Annotated in this window: 12 protein-coding genes, 1 tRNA gene and 2 pseudogenes; 9 read left to right on the forward strand and 6 right to left on the reverse strand. The window is 36.0% G+C overall.

Translation table 11 applies throughout. From position 1 onward, the window contains the following. Positions 1 to 324 precede the first annotated feature (324 nt). The 3 genes from FNZ60_RS05330 to FNZ60_RS05340 form a co-directional block, all read right to left on the reverse strand. Positions 325 to 1,386 (reverse strand): CobW family GTP-binding protein, encoded by a 1,062-nt coding sequence (locus FNZ60_RS05330; RefSeq protein ID WP_185913485.1) that lies wholly within the window; start codon positions 1,384 to 1,386, stop codon positions 325 to 327. Positions 1,387 to 1,797: 411 nt separating this feature from the next. Next, on the reverse strand, positions 1,798 to 2,889 hold the full coding sequence (locus FNZ60_RS05335; RefSeq protein ID WP_142416637.1) for a D-alanyl-D-alanine carboxypeptidase family protein: 1,092 nt from the start codon (positions 2,887 to 2,889) through the stop codon (positions 1,798 to 1,800). Positions 2,890 to 4,498: 1,609 nt separating this feature from the next. Then, complete coding sequence (locus FNZ60_RS05340) at positions 4,499 to 5,305, reverse strand: lysophospholipid acyltransferase family protein (protein ID WP_142416638.1); 807 nt, start codon at positions 5,303 to 5,305, stop codon at positions 4,499 to 4,501. A gap of 127 nt (positions 5,306 to 5,432) precedes the next feature. On the opposite strand from FNZ60_RS05340, the gene thiD reads away from it, so the two are divergent. The 4 genes from thiD (at position 5,433) to FNZ60_RS05355 (ending at position 7,844) form a co-directional block, all read left to right on the forward strand. After that, on the forward strand, positions 5,433 to 6,290 hold the full coding sequence (gene thiD / locus FNZ60_RS05345) for a bifunctional hydroxymethylpyrimidine kinase/phosphomethylpyrimidine kinase (protein WP_142416639.1): 858 nt from the start codon (positions 5,433 to 5,435) through the stop codon (positions 6,288 to 6,290). Between the two features lie 685 nt (positions 6,291 to 6,975). Next, the gene (locus FNZ60_RS10125) at positions 6,976 to 7,119 is read left to right on the forward strand and encodes an NAD(P)H-dependent oxidoreductase (protein ID WP_246054716.1); all 144 of its coding nucleotides are present in this window, start codon (positions 6,976 to 6,978) and stop codon (positions 7,117 to 7,119) included. Between the two features lie 18 nt (positions 7,120 to 7,137). Next, positions 7,138 to 7,386 carry a hypothetical protein gene (locus FNZ60_RS10130; RefSeq protein WP_246054717.1) on the forward strand — a complete coding sequence of 83 codons (249 nt, stop codon included), beginning with the start codon at positions 7,138 to 7,140 and terminating at the stop codon, positions 7,384 to 7,386. 71 nt (positions 7,387 to 7,457) lie between these two features. Continuing rightward, a complete protein-coding gene (locus FNZ60_RS05355) occupies positions 7,458 to 7,844 on the forward strand; it encodes a short-chain dehydrogenase (RefSeq protein WP_246054718.1) in 387 nt (128 codons plus the stop codon). A gap of 1,005 nt (positions 7,845 to 8,849) precedes the next feature. On the opposite strand, the gene FNZ60_RS05360 is transcribed toward FNZ60_RS05355, so the two are convergent. Both FNZ60_RS05360 and FNZ60_RS05365 read right to left on the reverse strand, forming a co-directional pair. Then, positions 8,850 to 9,659 carry a GNAT family N-acetyltransferase gene (locus tag FNZ60_RS05360; protein WP_142416640.1) on the reverse strand — a complete coding sequence of 270 codons (810 nt, stop codon included), beginning with the start codon at positions 9,657 to 9,659 and terminating at the stop codon, positions 8,850 to 8,852. 934 nt (positions 9,660 to 10,593) lie between these two features. Then, positions 10,594 to 10,668 (reverse strand) — tRNA-Gly (locus FNZ60_RS05365). Between the two features lie 183 nt (positions 10,669 to 10,851). Between FNZ60_RS05365 and FNZ60_RS05370 the strand changes: the two genes are divergently transcribed. The 5 genes and pseudogenes from FNZ60_RS05370 to holA (FNZ60_RS10135) all read left to right on the forward strand — a co-directional run. Beyond that, positions 10,852 to 11,829: an ABC transporter substrate-binding protein gene (locus FNZ60_RS05370; RefSeq protein WP_142416641.1), complete on the forward strand. Its 978-nt coding sequence runs from the start codon at positions 10,852 to 10,854 to the stop codon at positions 11,827 to 11,829. Between the two features lie 83 nt (positions 11,830 to 11,912). Beyond that, complete coding sequence (locus tag FNZ60_RS05375) at positions 11,913 to 12,809, forward strand: ABC transporter permease (RefSeq protein ID WP_142416642.1); 897 nt, start codon at positions 11,913 to 11,915, stop codon at positions 12,807 to 12,809. Beyond that, positions 12,802 to 13,596 carry an ABC transporter ATP-binding protein gene (locus FNZ60_RS05380; RefSeq protein ID WP_142416643.1) on the forward strand — a complete coding sequence of 265 codons (795 nt, stop codon included), beginning with the start codon at positions 12,802 to 12,804 and terminating at the stop codon, positions 13,594 to 13,596. Before FNZ60_RS05375 ends, FNZ60_RS05380 begins: the two co-directional genes overlap by 8 nt. Before the next feature lie 4 nt (positions 13,597 to 13,600). Next, positions 13,601 to 14,640 (forward strand): annotated as a pseudogene (gene holA / locus FNZ60_RS05385) (DNA polymerase III subunit delta). Between the two features lie 26 nt (positions 14,641 to 14,666). After that, positions 14,667 to 14,944 (forward strand): annotated as a pseudogene (holA, locus tag FNZ60_RS10135) (DNA polymerase III subunit delta); the annotation flags it as partial. Positions 14,945 to 15,160: 216 nt separating this feature from the next. Here holA (FNZ60_RS10135) and FNZ60_RS05395 read toward each other — a convergent pair. Beyond that, complete coding sequence (locus FNZ60_RS05395; RefSeq protein ID WP_246054719.1) at positions 15,161 to 15,364, reverse strand: DUF4102 domain-containing protein; 204 nt, start codon at positions 15,362 to 15,364, stop codon at positions 15,161 to 15,163. Positions 15,365 to 15,596: the final 232 nt, after the last annotated feature.

Here is a 15,596-nt window from a genome sequence, read left to right on the forward strand (position 1 = left end):
GAAGAGTCATGTTTATGAAAGTTTTTTATAAATTAATAACATATTGTTTCTCAAATTGAATGAGAGCTCTGAATACTGTAATATTTTTTCATTCCAAACTGATTTCATGTTGAATCAATTAAAATTATTTGCTTGCCCGTCACAAACGGGGAACCTGTTTGGGTAAAAACTGTACAATAAAAATGCCTCTGATGAATCGTCTCAAGCGCTAAGAGCTCACTGTACATTAGGAAATGACAAAATCTATGGTGGAGCTATTTTTCTTCTTTAAAAATGTAAAGAGGATAGGTTCAGTGGGTTTAACGGTATATCATGAGGGGAGAATTAAAATTTCATTCCTGGAATGATTAGAGGGTTTTCCAAGAGGGCTGTTTTGTCTGCGGTATCTATTGCTGGTTTATTAAAAAAAGCATTGAGAAGTTTTTGTATTGCTTCTTTTTCAACACCATCGGCAATGATGACAAAACGTGTTTGTTTTATTCCTTTTGGCCATGCTGGCAGTCTTATGGGTGGATGAAAAAATGTTTGCACACCATGTAATACAAGTGGGCGATAGGGATCGTCACGCAATGCGATAATGGCTTTAATACGCAGTAATTTGGCACCATAACGCGCTTGTAGGAGCTCTAAAAAAGTTTCAATTGTGGCATAATCAACAAGATCTTCATAGTCTATTGAAAAGGTACGAATGGTTTTATGAGGGGTATGATCGTGTGGAGCCGTCGTAAGATTTTGCTTAAGGTGTATATTTTCTTCTTTTTCATTCCATAATGTTTTATTTATTAATAAATTTGAGCAGAAATCTTCAGAATGGGCATCAATGATTTGTGCTGTAGGATTTATTGTTTTAAGTGCGTTAAGGAGCGTATCTGAAAGCGTTTGTGGAGCTGTAAGATCTGTTTTGGTGAGAATAATTTTATCAGCGAAGATTAATTGTTTATATATTTCAGGATAGCGCTCACATATGGAAAGTGTGCTTAATGTATCAAATGTTGCAAGAACAGCATTTATGGACAATGTTTGAATAAACAATGGGTGGCTTAAAAGTATTTGTAAAATAGGGGCGGGATCAGCCATCCCTGTTGTTTCAATGATAATGTGATTGAGCTGTTTGATCTGTCTTGTCTGGACGCGATTGATTAAATCAATTAATGTATTAATGAGATCACTGCGTAAATTGCAGCATAAGCAGCCATTGGCAAGCTCAATAATTCCTTCTGTCGCCTTTTCAACCAGAAGGTGGTCAATACTGATTTTGCCGAATTCATTTATGATAACAGCACACTGTGTTAAGAGAGGCTCATGGAGCATACGGTTGAGCAAGGTTGTTTTGCCAGAACCTAAAAAACCAGTAATAAGCGTGAGAGGAATGCGCTTTATTTTCATTTTAATCACCAATCGTGGTTTTATTTTAAAGAAACATATCTTACGACGTTAACCTCATGCATAATGGGGCTTGTAAAGGGATATATAATGGTCAACTCCTTATGAAATCCATTTTATCACCATTTATGCGCTTATGAAGGTAAGTCTGGGCACAATCATATATTTTTTTAATGCTAATGTTATGATAATTTTGGGCACTTGCAGGGCATTATAGAAAGGGTTTTGATTATTTTATCTATATGCTCATCTCCTTTGTGACGTGTAAGAGATTGGTTTTAATTGATACAACAGATACAGAAGATACAGATTTGAAATGCGTTAATTTGATCATACTCGTGGTTTTGACATAAGGGGTAAAATAATGAGTTATCATTATAAATCATGGCGTTACAGTTAACCATAGATTATATTCTACGGCTTTTTTATAGAATGATTTGCGCGCTTTTTATACGGAATGTTAGGTTTTTTGAGTGGTTTTACTGTTATTTTGGGTGTTTGAGGTGTACGAATGAGGTGTACTGCTAAAGGATGAAAAACAGAAGGTGGAGCAGTAATAAAAGGTGAGGTGAGAATAATATTTCCTTGTTCATCATATGAATTGGCATGCATTTTTATAGCTTCAGGGGTGCATGTTTGTTGTCTCATATTGTTGGCTTGTGTTATATTATTCCCATAAGGTTTTAATGTTGCGAGTGTTAATTGGGGGTTTCCTTGATGCAAAAATCCTATTTCGAGGAGTTGTGCTGCCTTTTCTTCTCTTTCGCTTATGTTTTTAGCGCCTAGAATGACAGCAATAATTGTACGTTTATGGCGGGTGGCTGAGGCAACAAGATTAAAACCAGAGGCACAAATGAAGCCTGTTTTCATACCATCTATTCCATAAAAACGGCCAATGAGGTTGTTTGAGTTATGCTGGATTTTTCGGTTATTACCAAAATCAATGGCTGGAATAGAAAAATAATGAGCATATTGTGGAAATTCACGACGTATTTTAACGGCTAAAAGAGCAATATCGCGTGCGGTGGAGTAGTTTTGAGGGTCCGGTAAACCACTTGCGTTTGCAAAATGGGTGCCAAACATGCCTAAACGTTTAGCTTCGCTATTCATTTTGCGTACAAAAGCTTTCTGTGAACCAGCAACGGCTTCGCTCAGGGCAATGGCCAAATCATTGGTAGATTTAACCATGGTGATACTTAAGGCTGTATCAAGTGTGAGAACAGAACCAGCTTTATAGCCTGAACGATACGCGGGAGCTTTTGCTGCATATTGGCTGATGGTGATATGTTTGTTGGGTGAAACTTCCCCTCGACTCATGGCACGAAAAATAACATAAGCGGTCATTAATTTTGTTAAGGAAGCTGGATACCAACGCTCAAAAGCTTGATTATGTTTTAAGATATGTCCCGTTGTAACATCAACAGAAATAAAAGGCTGTGCTAAAGTAACAGTGCTGAACAAACTCAAAATGAAAGAAAAAAATAAATTATAGAAGACACGTTCCATGAGTTTAAATTCAGTTCCTTCTTATTCGTTATTTAGAATTATTTTAATGTAGCATACAACGCTTTTAAGTCCAGGATAGAGAGGACAGATAGTTAATTGCTGTATCTGTTCTTGTCTTAGGGATAGAAACCAACACTCATCTTTAATTTTCCCCTTGTTTATTTCCTCTTGAATTTGGTTTGATGGCTTAAGTCTCTCAAAAAATAATTTTTAAATAATGAAGATTGTATAAGATTTCAGCTTCTTGAGGGCATTGAGGGTTTTTAGGAAGGAGCGCAGGCTCGTATAATCATACATTTGGCTTGTTATTCTATTATAGAAATATTGATTTATAATGATACTTCACTTCTTTACATGTTTTATGAAGCCTTTCGAATATCGTCAGCTTCTCTCATTCCAAATCTGTTCTAGATTGAATCAATCAAAGCTATCCGCTTGCACATTACAAGCGAAGAAAACTGTATGGATAAAAAACTCTACAGCAAAATTTCTTATGAACTGTTTTAAGTGCCAGAGGCTGTTGTACTTGAGGATTGAGGACTGGCAAAGTGTGTGATGGTGCTGGTTTGCTTCTTTACAAGCATAAAAATGAGACTGTTTAACAGATTGATCATTATACTTTAATATTGCAAAATGGGTTGGGGTGCTCTTTAAGAGATGTTTCTTTAAGAAAACCTTTATATTGGGATGGTCTATAAGAGGTGTTTTTATTTTTTTCTTTAATAATTCTTGCCTAGACGTTATTTCCAGTTGTGATAGTATATAATTTATTGATTATAAATCAATGCCTTATGTATAAAAAACAGCACGACATTATATTATTGATTGATATATTATTGATTGATGTCTTTTCTTTAAAGACGTTGTTTGTTTTCTCTTCATTTTACCTCTTCGTAAGCATCTTTAACAATGATTTGTGAAGAAGGATAAAGTTTTGCGGCTCATTTATGAACTTTCTTTAATAGGGGAACAGGTTTCTTATATGAGACAGAACTCTCAAAATAAAATACTGTTACGTTGCTCATTCACGCGGTTATTTTAAAGAGACATCTACTGGTTTTATCTCACTTTTAAGACATCGTTCGTAAGAGTTAATAATTTTTATGTTTATGAAGAAAGATGTTAGCATGTATCATTCATTATTTGCTCTCAATGTTGCACTTGTGAAGGAATAAACCAGTATCATCATACAGTTTTTCAGCCTCTAACGTTTTTGACAGCTCTTGACACTTGAGACGTTTGATAAGAGGCATGCCTTTCTTGCGCGGTTTTTATCTATATGGCTCTTTTTTACTTGTAACGTGCAAGCAAATAGTTCCGACTGATATAACATGGAACAAATTTGAAATGAGAAAAATTTACGGTATTCAGAGTTCTCATTTAAATTTAATGACGCTAAAATATTCTTATAGATCAATATGTTGTATGTTATTTAAACGATTTTAAAGAGAGGAAGAATTCTTTCTAAAAAAGTTCATATATGAATCATTTTTTAATGTGCATATGTGTTGTGTTATAATTTTGAACGAGAAAGTTTGAAGGATTTTCCTTAATAGATTTGTTTCATAGGCTCCACCCGATATACGTATTGATGCGTTATTCTGATTAATCAGTTGGTTGTTTTATGATGATTTAGTTTTTTAAGTTTTTGAACAGCTGATGGTGGCATAGGAGGAGGGGTAGGATCTTGAGCTGCTAAGAGGAGCAGTTCATCACAGGCTTCTTCAGTTTTTTGGATAAGTTGATCTAGAAAATCACGTTTGCTTAAACCAGCTTCTATTGGAGGAAGAATACGAACACGAATTGTTCCGGGATAGCGGCGGAAATTATCTCGTGGCCAATATAAACCCGCATTGTGTGCAATGGGGACAACTTGAAGCCCTAATTCATTATAGAGTGCGACAATCCCGGATTTATAATCTGGTTCTTGACCGGGTTGTCGGCGTGTTCCTTCCGGAAAAATGAGTATTTGACGCCCTTGTTTTACTTTCTCTTTTGCTTTTTGTATAACCCTTTTTAAGGCTTTTATGGGCGTTGTGCGGTTAATGGGGATAATTTGTGTTTTTGCCATATACCAGCCAAACAATGGAATCCACATCAATTCACGTTTTAAAATGAGAGTAGGATCGTCAAGATAGGGAACAAGGCTGAAAGTTTCCCATGCCGATTGATGCTTTGGAGCAATGATATAGGCTCCTTTGGGAAGATTTTCTAATCCTTCGATTTCATAACGTGTGCCTGCGATGTATTTTTGCAAAAAGAGTGTAACGCGTGCCCATGTTTTGGGAACAATCCATGCCTTTTTTCGTGGCATGAGAAAATAAACAGGAGCGTAAAGGATCATTTGTATGAAAGTTGTTGTATAAAAAGCGAACGTAAAAAGAATAGAACGAAGGATAAGCACTAGATTTTCCATTTTATATCTATAAGAAGACTTTGTATATAATATAATTTACATGAGAAAACATCTTCTTTATGTTTTTTCAAAAATCTATTTTTTAGTAACTCATTTTCCGATATAAAAAACAGAAAGAAAAAAGTTGATGGAATTACAAAAAGATGAACTTTTTATTCCACGGATTTTATCTATTGCGGGAACAGATCCTTCTGGTGGCGCTGGAATGCAGGCAGATTTGAAGGTTTTTTCAGCTATGAAAACTTATGGTATGAGTGTGGTTACAGCGGTTGTTGCACAAAATACCCAAGGTGTACGTGCTTTTCAAGCATTAGATGCTGCTTTTGTTGCTGATCAAATTGATTCTGTTTTTGAGGATATCCATGTTGATGCCGTTAAAATTGGTATGGTGGCAAATGCTCAGATTGCACAGATTATAGCAGAACGTCTTGCCTATCACAAAGCGCGTTTTATTGTTTTTGATCCCGTTATGGTGGCAAAAAGTGGCGATGTACTTTTACAACCTGATACCATTGAAATTATGCGTGATGTTCTTGTGCCCATGGCAACTTTGATCACGCCAAATTTGCCTGAGGCATCTCTGTTGTTGGGATGTGAGATACAATGGTCGTTAAAGGCTATGTATCAATATGCTCCACAATTACTGGCACTTGGTTGTAAGGCAGTGCTGTTAAAGGGAGGGCATTTGAGTACTCTTGCTGGAAAAGATATGGAGAATGACAATTGTTCTAGTTCGGATCTTTATTGTGATGGTGAAGATCTTGTTATGCTTGAGGCGCCTCGTCTTGTAACCACGCATGATCATGGTACCGGTTGTACCATTTCTGCTGCAATTGCAGCATTATTGCCTACACAGCCTTTATTGTGTGCAGTTAAACAAGCAAAGGACTATTTACATGGAGCGTTATCTGCTTCAAATGCTTTGGAAGTAGGGAAAGGACGGGGTCCTCTTCACCATTTTTATGCATTATGGAAGAGTGTATGAAAAAATTGATGTGACAAAATTTTCTATTCTGCTGTGTGTTTTGTCGTTATATTTTTCTGTGTTGATACAAAAACGAATAAAACAGCTGTCTTTTGCATGAGGGGTTCGTTTATGTGGAAAGAGGTGGGATGAGGAAGTAAAAAAGAGAGAAGGGTTGTGAAAAATCTTTGAAAGCCTAGAAAATCATTTTTGAAATATTTTTTACGAAAATTAAACAAGAAGTTTAATATGTCTTAAAAACAATTAAAAAACAAAAAAGCAAAAAACTTTTTGTTATCATTGGTTAGTGATATTGGTCTTTAATATTTATTGTAATTCTGCAGACTGCAGTTATTTCTTAGTCTAGAATGTTAGAATGGCTAAGACCTATTGCTGTAATTTTATTTTCGAGGACTTTCTTCGTTTTCGTTTTGCCAATAATAAGGTCGGTTGATTTTCAATCATGTTTTGTAATCATGATTGGTGTTATTGTAGATGGCGTATTTATAGTCATTCTGTTGATGATCATTTTTTAACATTTAGTCATATTTTTCGGGGAAATAGAGGGGGAATCCTGCTGAATATTGCTATTACTTTGGGTTCCATACGTTAACCTTTGTTAACAAGAACTTTGACAAACTGTTTGGCTGAGTGCCTATTGATGCGTGATGCATCTCTTCATTGGGTTGATTTACGTGAATAGTTTTTGCCGATTGCTGATCCAGATTATTACCATGATGTAGAGGTTCATCTAAGCGTTGCAGTCCGTCAATTTGTTAAAACAATTGCGGCGGCTGATGAGATTATTCTTGCAAGCCCCCTTTATCAAGGGTCTTATTCGGGTGTTTAAAAAAATGCTCTTGATCATGTGGTTGATAATGTTTTTTTAAGGAAACCGGTTGGGCTTATTTCTCATGGGAGTGCAAGCAAAAATGCACACAGCCGTGCGAACATTTATTGCCGGTGTGCACATACTTTAGGTCGTCCGTTGCAGTGTCAAGTTGCTTCAGCTAAAGAGGATTTTGCATCAGATGATAAGGGATTTACATGGAAAGTGATCAGTGAAGAGGTACGGATATGTTGTGAGCATCTTGCTGATGAAATGTGTGCATTTTAAAACCAGAAAGCTGGGAGAGATGACAAAAAATAACGCGCAATATCGTTATTTAGTGGTAGGGGGGCACGGAGATGCTTACTCCTTTGTGTCTTTCACTTGAGCCGCAAGAAGTGATTATTGCGGCGCGCTTTCTTTTTTATCGGGATCAGCTTGAGGTATTGCAAAAAAACTATATGTGTGTGCCGTTGGATTATTATTGTATAGCTTTGCAGACACAATTTTTAGAAGCTGTGACGCAATGGCGTGGGCTGAAATATTGTATATTGTGGCTTCATTCATCCGCCCATGCATTTTCTTGTACGTTGATTGAGCAGTTGGCTCTTTTACTTAATCTACCGTGTATTCTTCATGTTTTTGGTTCCAATTCTTATGATCAAATGCTTGTTGATTGTGCTTACAAAAATGAGGTTGATTTCATATCTGTTCAATTAGGACGAAAAATAACGCTAAATGGTTGACGTTGGCTTACCCATCAGGAAATAAGCTAACAGGTATTGGACGCCATGAAAAGTCATGAAAAATTGTGTAAATAAATTAAAATCATGATTTATTTGAAAGAGCCGATTGGCTTTGGGGTTCTTTGACATGTCAAAATACTTTTTATGGAGAGAACAATATTAAAATCAGTTGTGATTTTTCCATAAGTTTAGCGGAAGGGTGATTTGTGCGAGATTTGGTAAGAATGAGTCGAAAAAGTTTCAACTGGTATGCCTATTAATATAGGAAATTGTGTAAGCACGATTTTATGTTGAGAAAGTTAATAATCAAAAAGAATAACCATATGGTGGAGCACAGAAATTATAGAAGAGATATGCGTAATCGTTAGAGAAGGAAAAGTTATCGATAGGCTGACAATATAGTGACTCCTTTGTATACTCTGTTTAAATCGCGTGTTTTTCTAAAAAAGTCATTGTTAAAAGCTTTTATCGTAGCTGATGTTCTTCTGGTTATCTATTGTGATCAAAGAAGTTACCGTAAAGTTTAATAAATAAGCGGTGTGTTTGCTTGAATTGAAGTTTTATAGACAAAGGTAATAAGAAAGCTATTTAGTGTATATAGGATATGTTAGAGATAGGAAAAACCTTTAGTTAATTTACACGAAAAGAAATAAAACAATTTATTTGTGTAATTCTTCAAATAATGCGATTCGTACTAAGAAACTCATCATCCTAATTGCAACTTTAAGAAAGAAAACTCCCTAAAGAGGTTATGATTTTTGAAAGGTCTTTGAAGAGCCTTTGGTTATTATATTTATATAAAGCGGAAACTTTTTCTATTAATTTACTAACAAACTAACTATCTCATAAATTATGATAAAGCTGAATATTTTTTGTCTCACTCTTCATTAATAACAGCAATAAATAGTAAATTGTTCGTCATATCAAATAAAAACTTTTCATTTGTCTAAAGTGAATTTGTAAATCGTAAATTCTCTTAAGTGGTGAGAAAAGAAGAGTTCGTCGTTAAATCATCATGTGTTTATTGGAATAAACTTTAAATTCACCAAAGTTTATAAAACCCAATTTTTTGTAAATGCTCATTCCCTCTTGAGAAGCTTGCATACCAATAACATGACATTTTTTTCTTTTTAAATGCTCAATAGCAATTTTTGTCATGAATGTTCCAATACCTTTTTTCTGAAAACCTGGATTGGTGACAATATCATACACCCCACCAATTTCATCCGCTTTAATACAAAAGCATATGGCTACCGGATTGTTGTTGATATAACCAACGAACATATCTATATCAGGATCTTTTTTATAATAGTCACTTATTGTTTTATAAAATATAATCGCCTCTTCATCAAAAGGATCGAATACGGATGCCATAACATTTCCGTAATCTATAAAATCTTGAAGTGATTCAACTTCCTTGATTTTTAAGTTATCTGGTGTAGAAGTAATATGTGAATCTATATCTTGCGCTAAAGCCGCCATGCCTACTTCTGTTTCAACATGCTCTAAACCAATAGATAAGAGAACTTCATCAACTTTATAGTGAGACGAATGAGGTCCAACCCACCAAGCTAAAGGGAGTTTCTGTGCATTAAAAGAATCGATTATGGACTTTGCTTGGCCTACAGGTATCGTTTCTTGTAAATTTTTAGCAGAGATAATATTGAATGTGTCTGAAGCAAATGTTGAATGAACAGAAGACACACCATTTGGAAAATCAATAACCTGCATTTGAGGGCACAATTTTGGTAAAAAACGTACTTTTGAATAAAAATTATTCTCTAATGATAAATCAATTTTTGATTTGTTTAACATCTGTTTTTCTTATCATTACTCATTGGTCTTTTAATTGGGGCTGTAAAAAATCAGTCAGCTAAAAGGTAATCCCAAATTCTTTTAAATAAGTCTTTATAAACTTGTAAGTCTGCAAAAGATTTGCTGCTAATATTAAAAAAAATTATCCTCGGAATGGCAAGAGACTATGATTAATGCCTTTGGAAAAATACCTTTGTGAAAAATGTTTCAGGCCAATTTGGCGTTATTGTTACCAAACAACATCGTGGACCAATGGGGATTGTCATCTTGCTTTTCAAGCTTATTTTAACGGTTTAGTGATCTAGCAAATTACACCTATCTCTTCGAAAAATCTGCTTAAATCACTTTCATATAAATAATGATCGTTTTTTCTGGGTTAAAAATGATGATCCGATGATTGCAGAGAGTAAAGTCCTATAGATTTTCACAAAAATTACGAATCTTCAATGAGATAAAAATGCAATGTTTGCACCTTTGATGGGAGAGGGCAATAGGATCAAGTTGATCCAATTGCATCAATAGTGAGAAATGCGGTCAACATGAGAAAATTCCTTGCGTTTAAGCAATAGGGTAATGTTTACCCAATTCCTCAAAGTTTCTTTTTTTAATAATGCCTCAGAAATTTGAAAAGCTATCACGCAATTTATGCTAAAAGAAGCTATACCATTTTATGCATGCTGCTTCTCAAATAATGCGATTCCTGTAATAGGATTCTGGCTGATAATTGATTATCAAAACTTGCGACCTTTAAGAGAAGAAAATAAAGACTCATTAAAGGGGCTTTAAACAGCCTTTGAAAGGTCTTGAAGACCCTTTGAGAACCCTTTGACAATCAATTTGAAACAAATAAATTGGTACAAAACTTAAGTCAAAATATACAAAACCTGCTGGCAAGCTACAAACCAATAGAAGAATCAAGAAAATCAAAATTCAATGGAGCGGGCGATGGGATTCGAACCCACGACCCCAACCTTGGCAAGGTTGTGCTCTACCCCTGAGCTACACCCGCTCACCGATTCGATATATACCGTGCTTGTATGGCTTAGGCTTCTAAGAATTGCAACAAAAAAAATATCATCTCAGTTTGATTTATTTTGTCTATGTTTCGATAAAATGAAATAAAGATTGATTTTAAAAGATTCTTCAGTAATAGATAATTCCTCTTTTAATTTTTGCGTGGAGAGGGTGGATAATGTTGAAGAGAATAAATATATTAGGGGTTGTCATTGCGGCTGTTTTTATGATGAACAGTGTTGTAAAAGCAGATGATCAAGTCAAACACATTAAAGTTGCTTTAACACAAATTATGGTTCACCCTGCAGCCGATGCTGTTCGTAAAGGTGTGGAAGATGTTCTTGCAGAGAATGATTATAAGCAAGGTGAAAATTTTCAGCTGACCTTTTTATCAGCGCAGGGCAATATTTCAACAGCAACGCAAATTGCACGTAAATTTGTTGGTGATAAACCCGATGTTATTGTAGCCATTACCACACCTTCAGCGCAAACAATGCTTGCGGCAACAAAAACAATTCCTATCGTTTTTGCTGCAATTTCAGACCCTATTGGAGCTAAAATCGTTTCTTCTCTGACTAAACCTGGTTGTAATGTGACAGGAAGTTCTGATCGTATAGATGTTGCTGAAAGTGTTAAACTTTTGCAAGAAGTAAAACCAGATTTGAAAAAAATTGGTTATCTTTATAATGCTTCTGAGGCAAATTCTGTTTCAACACTTAAAACGTTAAAGGATGTAGCAAAAAAAGTTGGAATTGAAATCATTCCTTCATCGGCACCAAAGCCTTCAGATGTTCAAGCAGCAACACGCGCTTTAATCGGTAAGGTCGATATTATTTTTGTTCCTGCTGATAATACGATTCTGTCTGTTTTAGAGGGTGCAATAAAGGTCACACAGGAAGCCAATATACCTGTATTTACTGTGGATGCTAATACGATAGGACGTGGGCCTTTTATGACGCAAGGTGTGAACTTCTATGATGTAGGTGTTGATGCTGGGAAGTTGGTTGTGCGTATTCTAAAGGGTGAAAAGCCTGGTGATATTGATGTTGTGCATGCGGCTAATAATGATATTCGAATTGATATGAAAGCAGCAGAAAAAGCAGGAATTGTTATTCCGCAGGCCGTTATTGACCGTGCGACAAAAGTGATTCAATGACTTTTGTCAATAGGATATTGATACAATAAAAGTGCATTAAAAGTGCATTAAGTTTTCATAGAGTTCATGGAGATTGTCTTTACATGAATATATTTGCGTTTTCTGGCGCTGTGGAATTAGGTCTTATTTATGCATTTGTGGCTATAGGGGTTTATCTCTCATTTCGCGTTTTGGATTTTCCGGATTTAACGGTTGATGGCTCATTTCTTCTCGGGTCTTGTGTCTGTGGTGTCCTGATTCTTTTAGGGTTTAATGCATGGACAGCTATGGCATGTGCTTTTTGTGCAGGTATGGCTGCTGGTTTATTAACAGCTCTGTTGAATTTGCGTTTTGGTATTTTGAATCTTTTAGCTTCTATTTTAACAATGTCCGCACTTTATACGGTTAATCTTCGTATTATGGGAATTATGGGAGGCTCTAATGTTAACTTGGGGCTTGCTGATACGGCTTTAACACCATTTTATAATTTGTTTGGTTTGTCTGATATCTTTGTGCGTCCTCTTTTCGTTGGTACTGTATTATTGGTTGTAGCGTTTTTGATTTGGCGGTTTTTGGAAAGTGAAATTGGTCTTGCTATGCGCGCAATGGGTGCTAATCCACGCATGGCGACAGCGCAAGGTGTTCATACATCAGCATTGATTTATTTTGGTATGGGGCTTTCCAATGCTTGTGTTGCACTTGGTGGTTCTCTTTATATTCAAACCGCGATTGCAACGGATATTACCGGTGGAATTGGGACAATTGTTTTCGGGTTAGCAGCCGTGATTATTGGTGAAACGCTCTTTCGTACACGTAATATTTTTTGGATTATAATCAGCTGTATTGTGGGATCTGTGCTGTATCGTGTGGCGGTGCAATTTGCATTTGAAGCTAATGGCATTGGTATTGATACATCGACAGATCTTCAGTTGATTACTTCATTGTTGGTTGTTTTAACTCTTATTGTGCCACGCTATTGGAGGAGGCGTAAACGTGATTGAGTTTTTTCATGTTGGGGTTACATTTAAACAGCAAACGCCTTTGGAAAAACAGGCTTTAATTGATATTAACCTTAAAATTGATCAGGGCAGTTTTGTGACCGTTATCGGTTCAAATGGTGCGGGTAAATCAACTTTGCTCAGTGTTTTAGCAGGGACAACGCTTCCCTCGACAGGAAAAGTGGTCATCAATGGACAAAATGTTTCTAGGCAATCGGTTAGTGAACGTGCTGGAAAGGTTGCGTGTGTTTTTCAAGATTCATTAATGGGAAGTTGTGGTTCTTTAACAATTGAAGAAAATTTGGCTCTTGCGACACTTCGAGGAAATCGTCGTAGTTTGCGTTCAGCTTTAAATCATGAAAAAAGGCAATTTTTTCGGGAGAAAATTGCTCAATTAGGCATTGGTCTTGAAGCATATATTCAAAATCCTATGGATAGTTTATCTGGTGGACAACGCCAAGCTGTTTGTCTTGTGATGGCAACGTTAGCGCATGCGGATGTTTTATTACTTGATGAACATACTTCAGCGCTTGATCCTGGAATGGCTGATTTTGTGATGCGATTGACTGAAAAAATCGTTGAAGAGAAAAAATTAACGACTATTATGGTGACCCATTCTATGCGTCAGGCTCTTGACTATGGCGATCGCACTTTGATGTTACATGGTGGAAAAGTGATTTTGGATGTCTGTCATGAAGAGCGTCAAGGCTTGGATGTTAATGATTTAATTGGTATGTTTCAGAAAGTTCGTGGGGAAGTTCTTGATGATGATGAACTATTAATGGATTAATAGTGTGGCTCAGAAAAAAGCACATGAGGTTGATCAGTTTCTAACACGTTTTTCACGTGCTTTTCCTATTGTTCTTATTTATGGATCAGACCGTGGTCTTATTTGTGAGCGTGCACAACGTTTTGCAAAGCTTACAAAGGTTGCAATAGAAGATCCATTTTCAACAATTCGTTTGGATGCTGCTGAAATCGATAAGGATCCTGCACGTTTGGAAAATGAAGCGTGTACTGTATCTCTTTTTGGGGGCGATCGTTTGATATGGATTTCAAATGCTGCTAACCAAAAAGGTTTTCTTACTGCCTTGAAGCTTTTAATTGAGAAACCACCAGAGAAAAGTTTTATTCTCATTGAAGCGGGGGATTTAAAAAAAGGAACAGGGTTGCGCAATGCTGTTGAAACGGCATCAAGTGCAATGGCTTTGCCTTGTTTTGCTGATGATATGCGTTCTCTTGACGGTTTGATTGATGAGGTTTTAGGGCAATTTAAGAAGACTCTTTCTTTGGATGCACGCAGATGGCTGCATGAAAGTTTAGGAGCTGATCGCCTTGTATCACGAGGTGAATTAGAGAAGCTTTGTCTTTACGCTAAAGATGTTCATATTACTCTTGAGGATGTAAAAGCTGTTGTAAGCGATGTAAGCGCTCTTTCTCAAGATGAAGTCATTGATGCTCTGTTATTAGGCGATATATCAGGCTTTGAAGCGCATTTTAATCGACATGCGGCATTACATGGGACGCTTTTTTTTATTTTGAGTACAGCACAAAGGCATTTTCAGCAATTACAGCTGTTGCGTTATCAGGTAGAGGTTGAAGGAAAGTCGCCTTTTACGGTGGTTTCTCAAGCACGCCCCCCATTTTTTTTCAACGAAAAAAGACTGTTGAACAAGCTTTAAAATATTGGAAGTTAGAACAGATTTCTTACGCAATGGAAAGAATTGAGAGTGCTGTTTTAGACAGCCGTAAAAATCCGCTTTTGGGTGAAGCTATCATTCGTCAAGCTTTGTTAGGTCTTACAATTATTGCACGACGTCAGATGGCAGCTTAACATTTTAAAAAATGTGATGATTGGTTATTTTGAGGATGAGACAGAGATATTTTCGCAATTCTAGCTTGTTGTATTATCTGGTAAAGGTTGAAGGAAAATCGCCTTTTACGGTGGTTTCTCAAGCACGTCCCTCCATTTTTCAATGAAAAAAATAATTGAACAAGCTTTAAAATATTGGAAATTAGAACAGATTTCTTACGCAATGGAAAGAATTGAGAGTACTGTTTTAGACCGATTTAAAAATACAGTTTTGCGTGAAGCTTTTATTCTTTGGGTTTTGTTGAGATTTAAAATTGTTGTATGATGTCTGGTGGCTAAAATAGAGTATTCTATTTAGGAGGGTGGGTTTTTAGACATTTAAAATTTTATACTATTTCTGTAAAATACTCTCATTGAATATGTGGTGATAGAAGGTATATGCGTTTTCTTGACGTGTTAAGTGTTGTTAAAGTGCGTGTTGAATATTGAGAGAAAGGTTTGTTTCATAGAACCTTTAGAAAAATAGAATGCCATCCAGTTGTCAATTCACGAGCTTTTTTAAAGAGACATCTCTCAAAATGTACGTCACATCCATTTCACGACGATGTCCATGAATGGTATAATGGTAAAGCCTCCTGAAATAATATAAAATCCATTGAGCATTACCATCTTTGCGCTTGTGAAGGAGCAAGCCGGCGCCATCATACACTTTGCCAGCCTTTGAGTGTTGCAACAGACTTTGCATTGAGACGGTTCATGAAAAGCCATTTTTGTTCCTTTCTTATACAAATTTTATCCACACGCTAATCCCGCTTGTGACGTGCAAGCGGAGAGGTTTTAATTGTTTCAAAATAAACAGATTTTAAATGAGAAAATCTTACGATATTTAAGACTCTCATTCAATATGTAAAAAAGTTAAATATCATTATAAATCAATATCTTGTTCGTTTAATGAATCGCATGAGTGGTTTAAAGGC

The sequence above is a fragment of the Bartonella massiliensis genome, assembly GCF_902150025.1.
GTDB lineage: Bacteria > Pseudomonadota > Alphaproteobacteria > Rhizobiales > Rhizobiaceae > Bartonella > Bartonella massiliensis.

What these genes read in the sequence shown, in the direction of transcription:
- FNZ60_RS05330 (WP_185913485.1), bottom strand. Translation starts at nt 1,386, where the DNA reads ATGAAAATAAAGCGCATTCCTCTCACGCTTATTACTGGTTTTTTAGGT.
- FNZ60_RS05335 (WP_142416637.1), bottom strand. Translation starts at nt 2,889, where the DNA reads ATGGAACGTGTCTTCTATAATTTATTTTTTTCTTTCATTTTGAGTTTG.
- FNZ60_RS05340 (WP_142416638.1), bottom strand. Translation starts at nt 5,305, where the DNA reads ATGGAAAATCTAGTGCTTATCCTTCGTTCTATTCTTTTTACGTTCGCT.
- thiD (WP_142416639.1), top strand. Translation starts at nt 5,433, where the DNA reads ATGGAATTACAAAAAGATGAACTTTTTATTCCACGGATTTTATCTATT.
- FNZ60_RS05355 (WP_246054718.1), top strand. Translation starts at nt 7,458, where the DNA reads ATGCTTACTCCTTTGTGTCTTTCACTTGAGCCGCAAGAAGTGATTATT.
- FNZ60_RS05360 (WP_142416640.1), bottom strand. Translation starts at nt 9,659, where the DNA reads ATGTTAAACAAATCAAAAATTGATTTATCATTAGAGAATAATTTTTAT.
- FNZ60_RS05370 (WP_142416641.1), top strand. Translation starts at nt 10,852, where the DNA reads ATGTTGAAGAGAATAAATATATTAGGGGTTGTCATTGCGGCTGTTTTT.
- FNZ60_RS05375 (WP_142416642.1), top strand. Translation starts at nt 11,913, where the DNA reads ATGAATATATTTGCGTTTTCTGGCGCTGTGGAATTAGGTCTTATTTAT.
- FNZ60_RS05395 (WP_246054719.1), bottom strand. Translation starts at nt 15,364, where the DNA reads ATGCAAAGTCTGTTGCAACACTCAAAGGCTGGCAAAGTGTATGATGGC.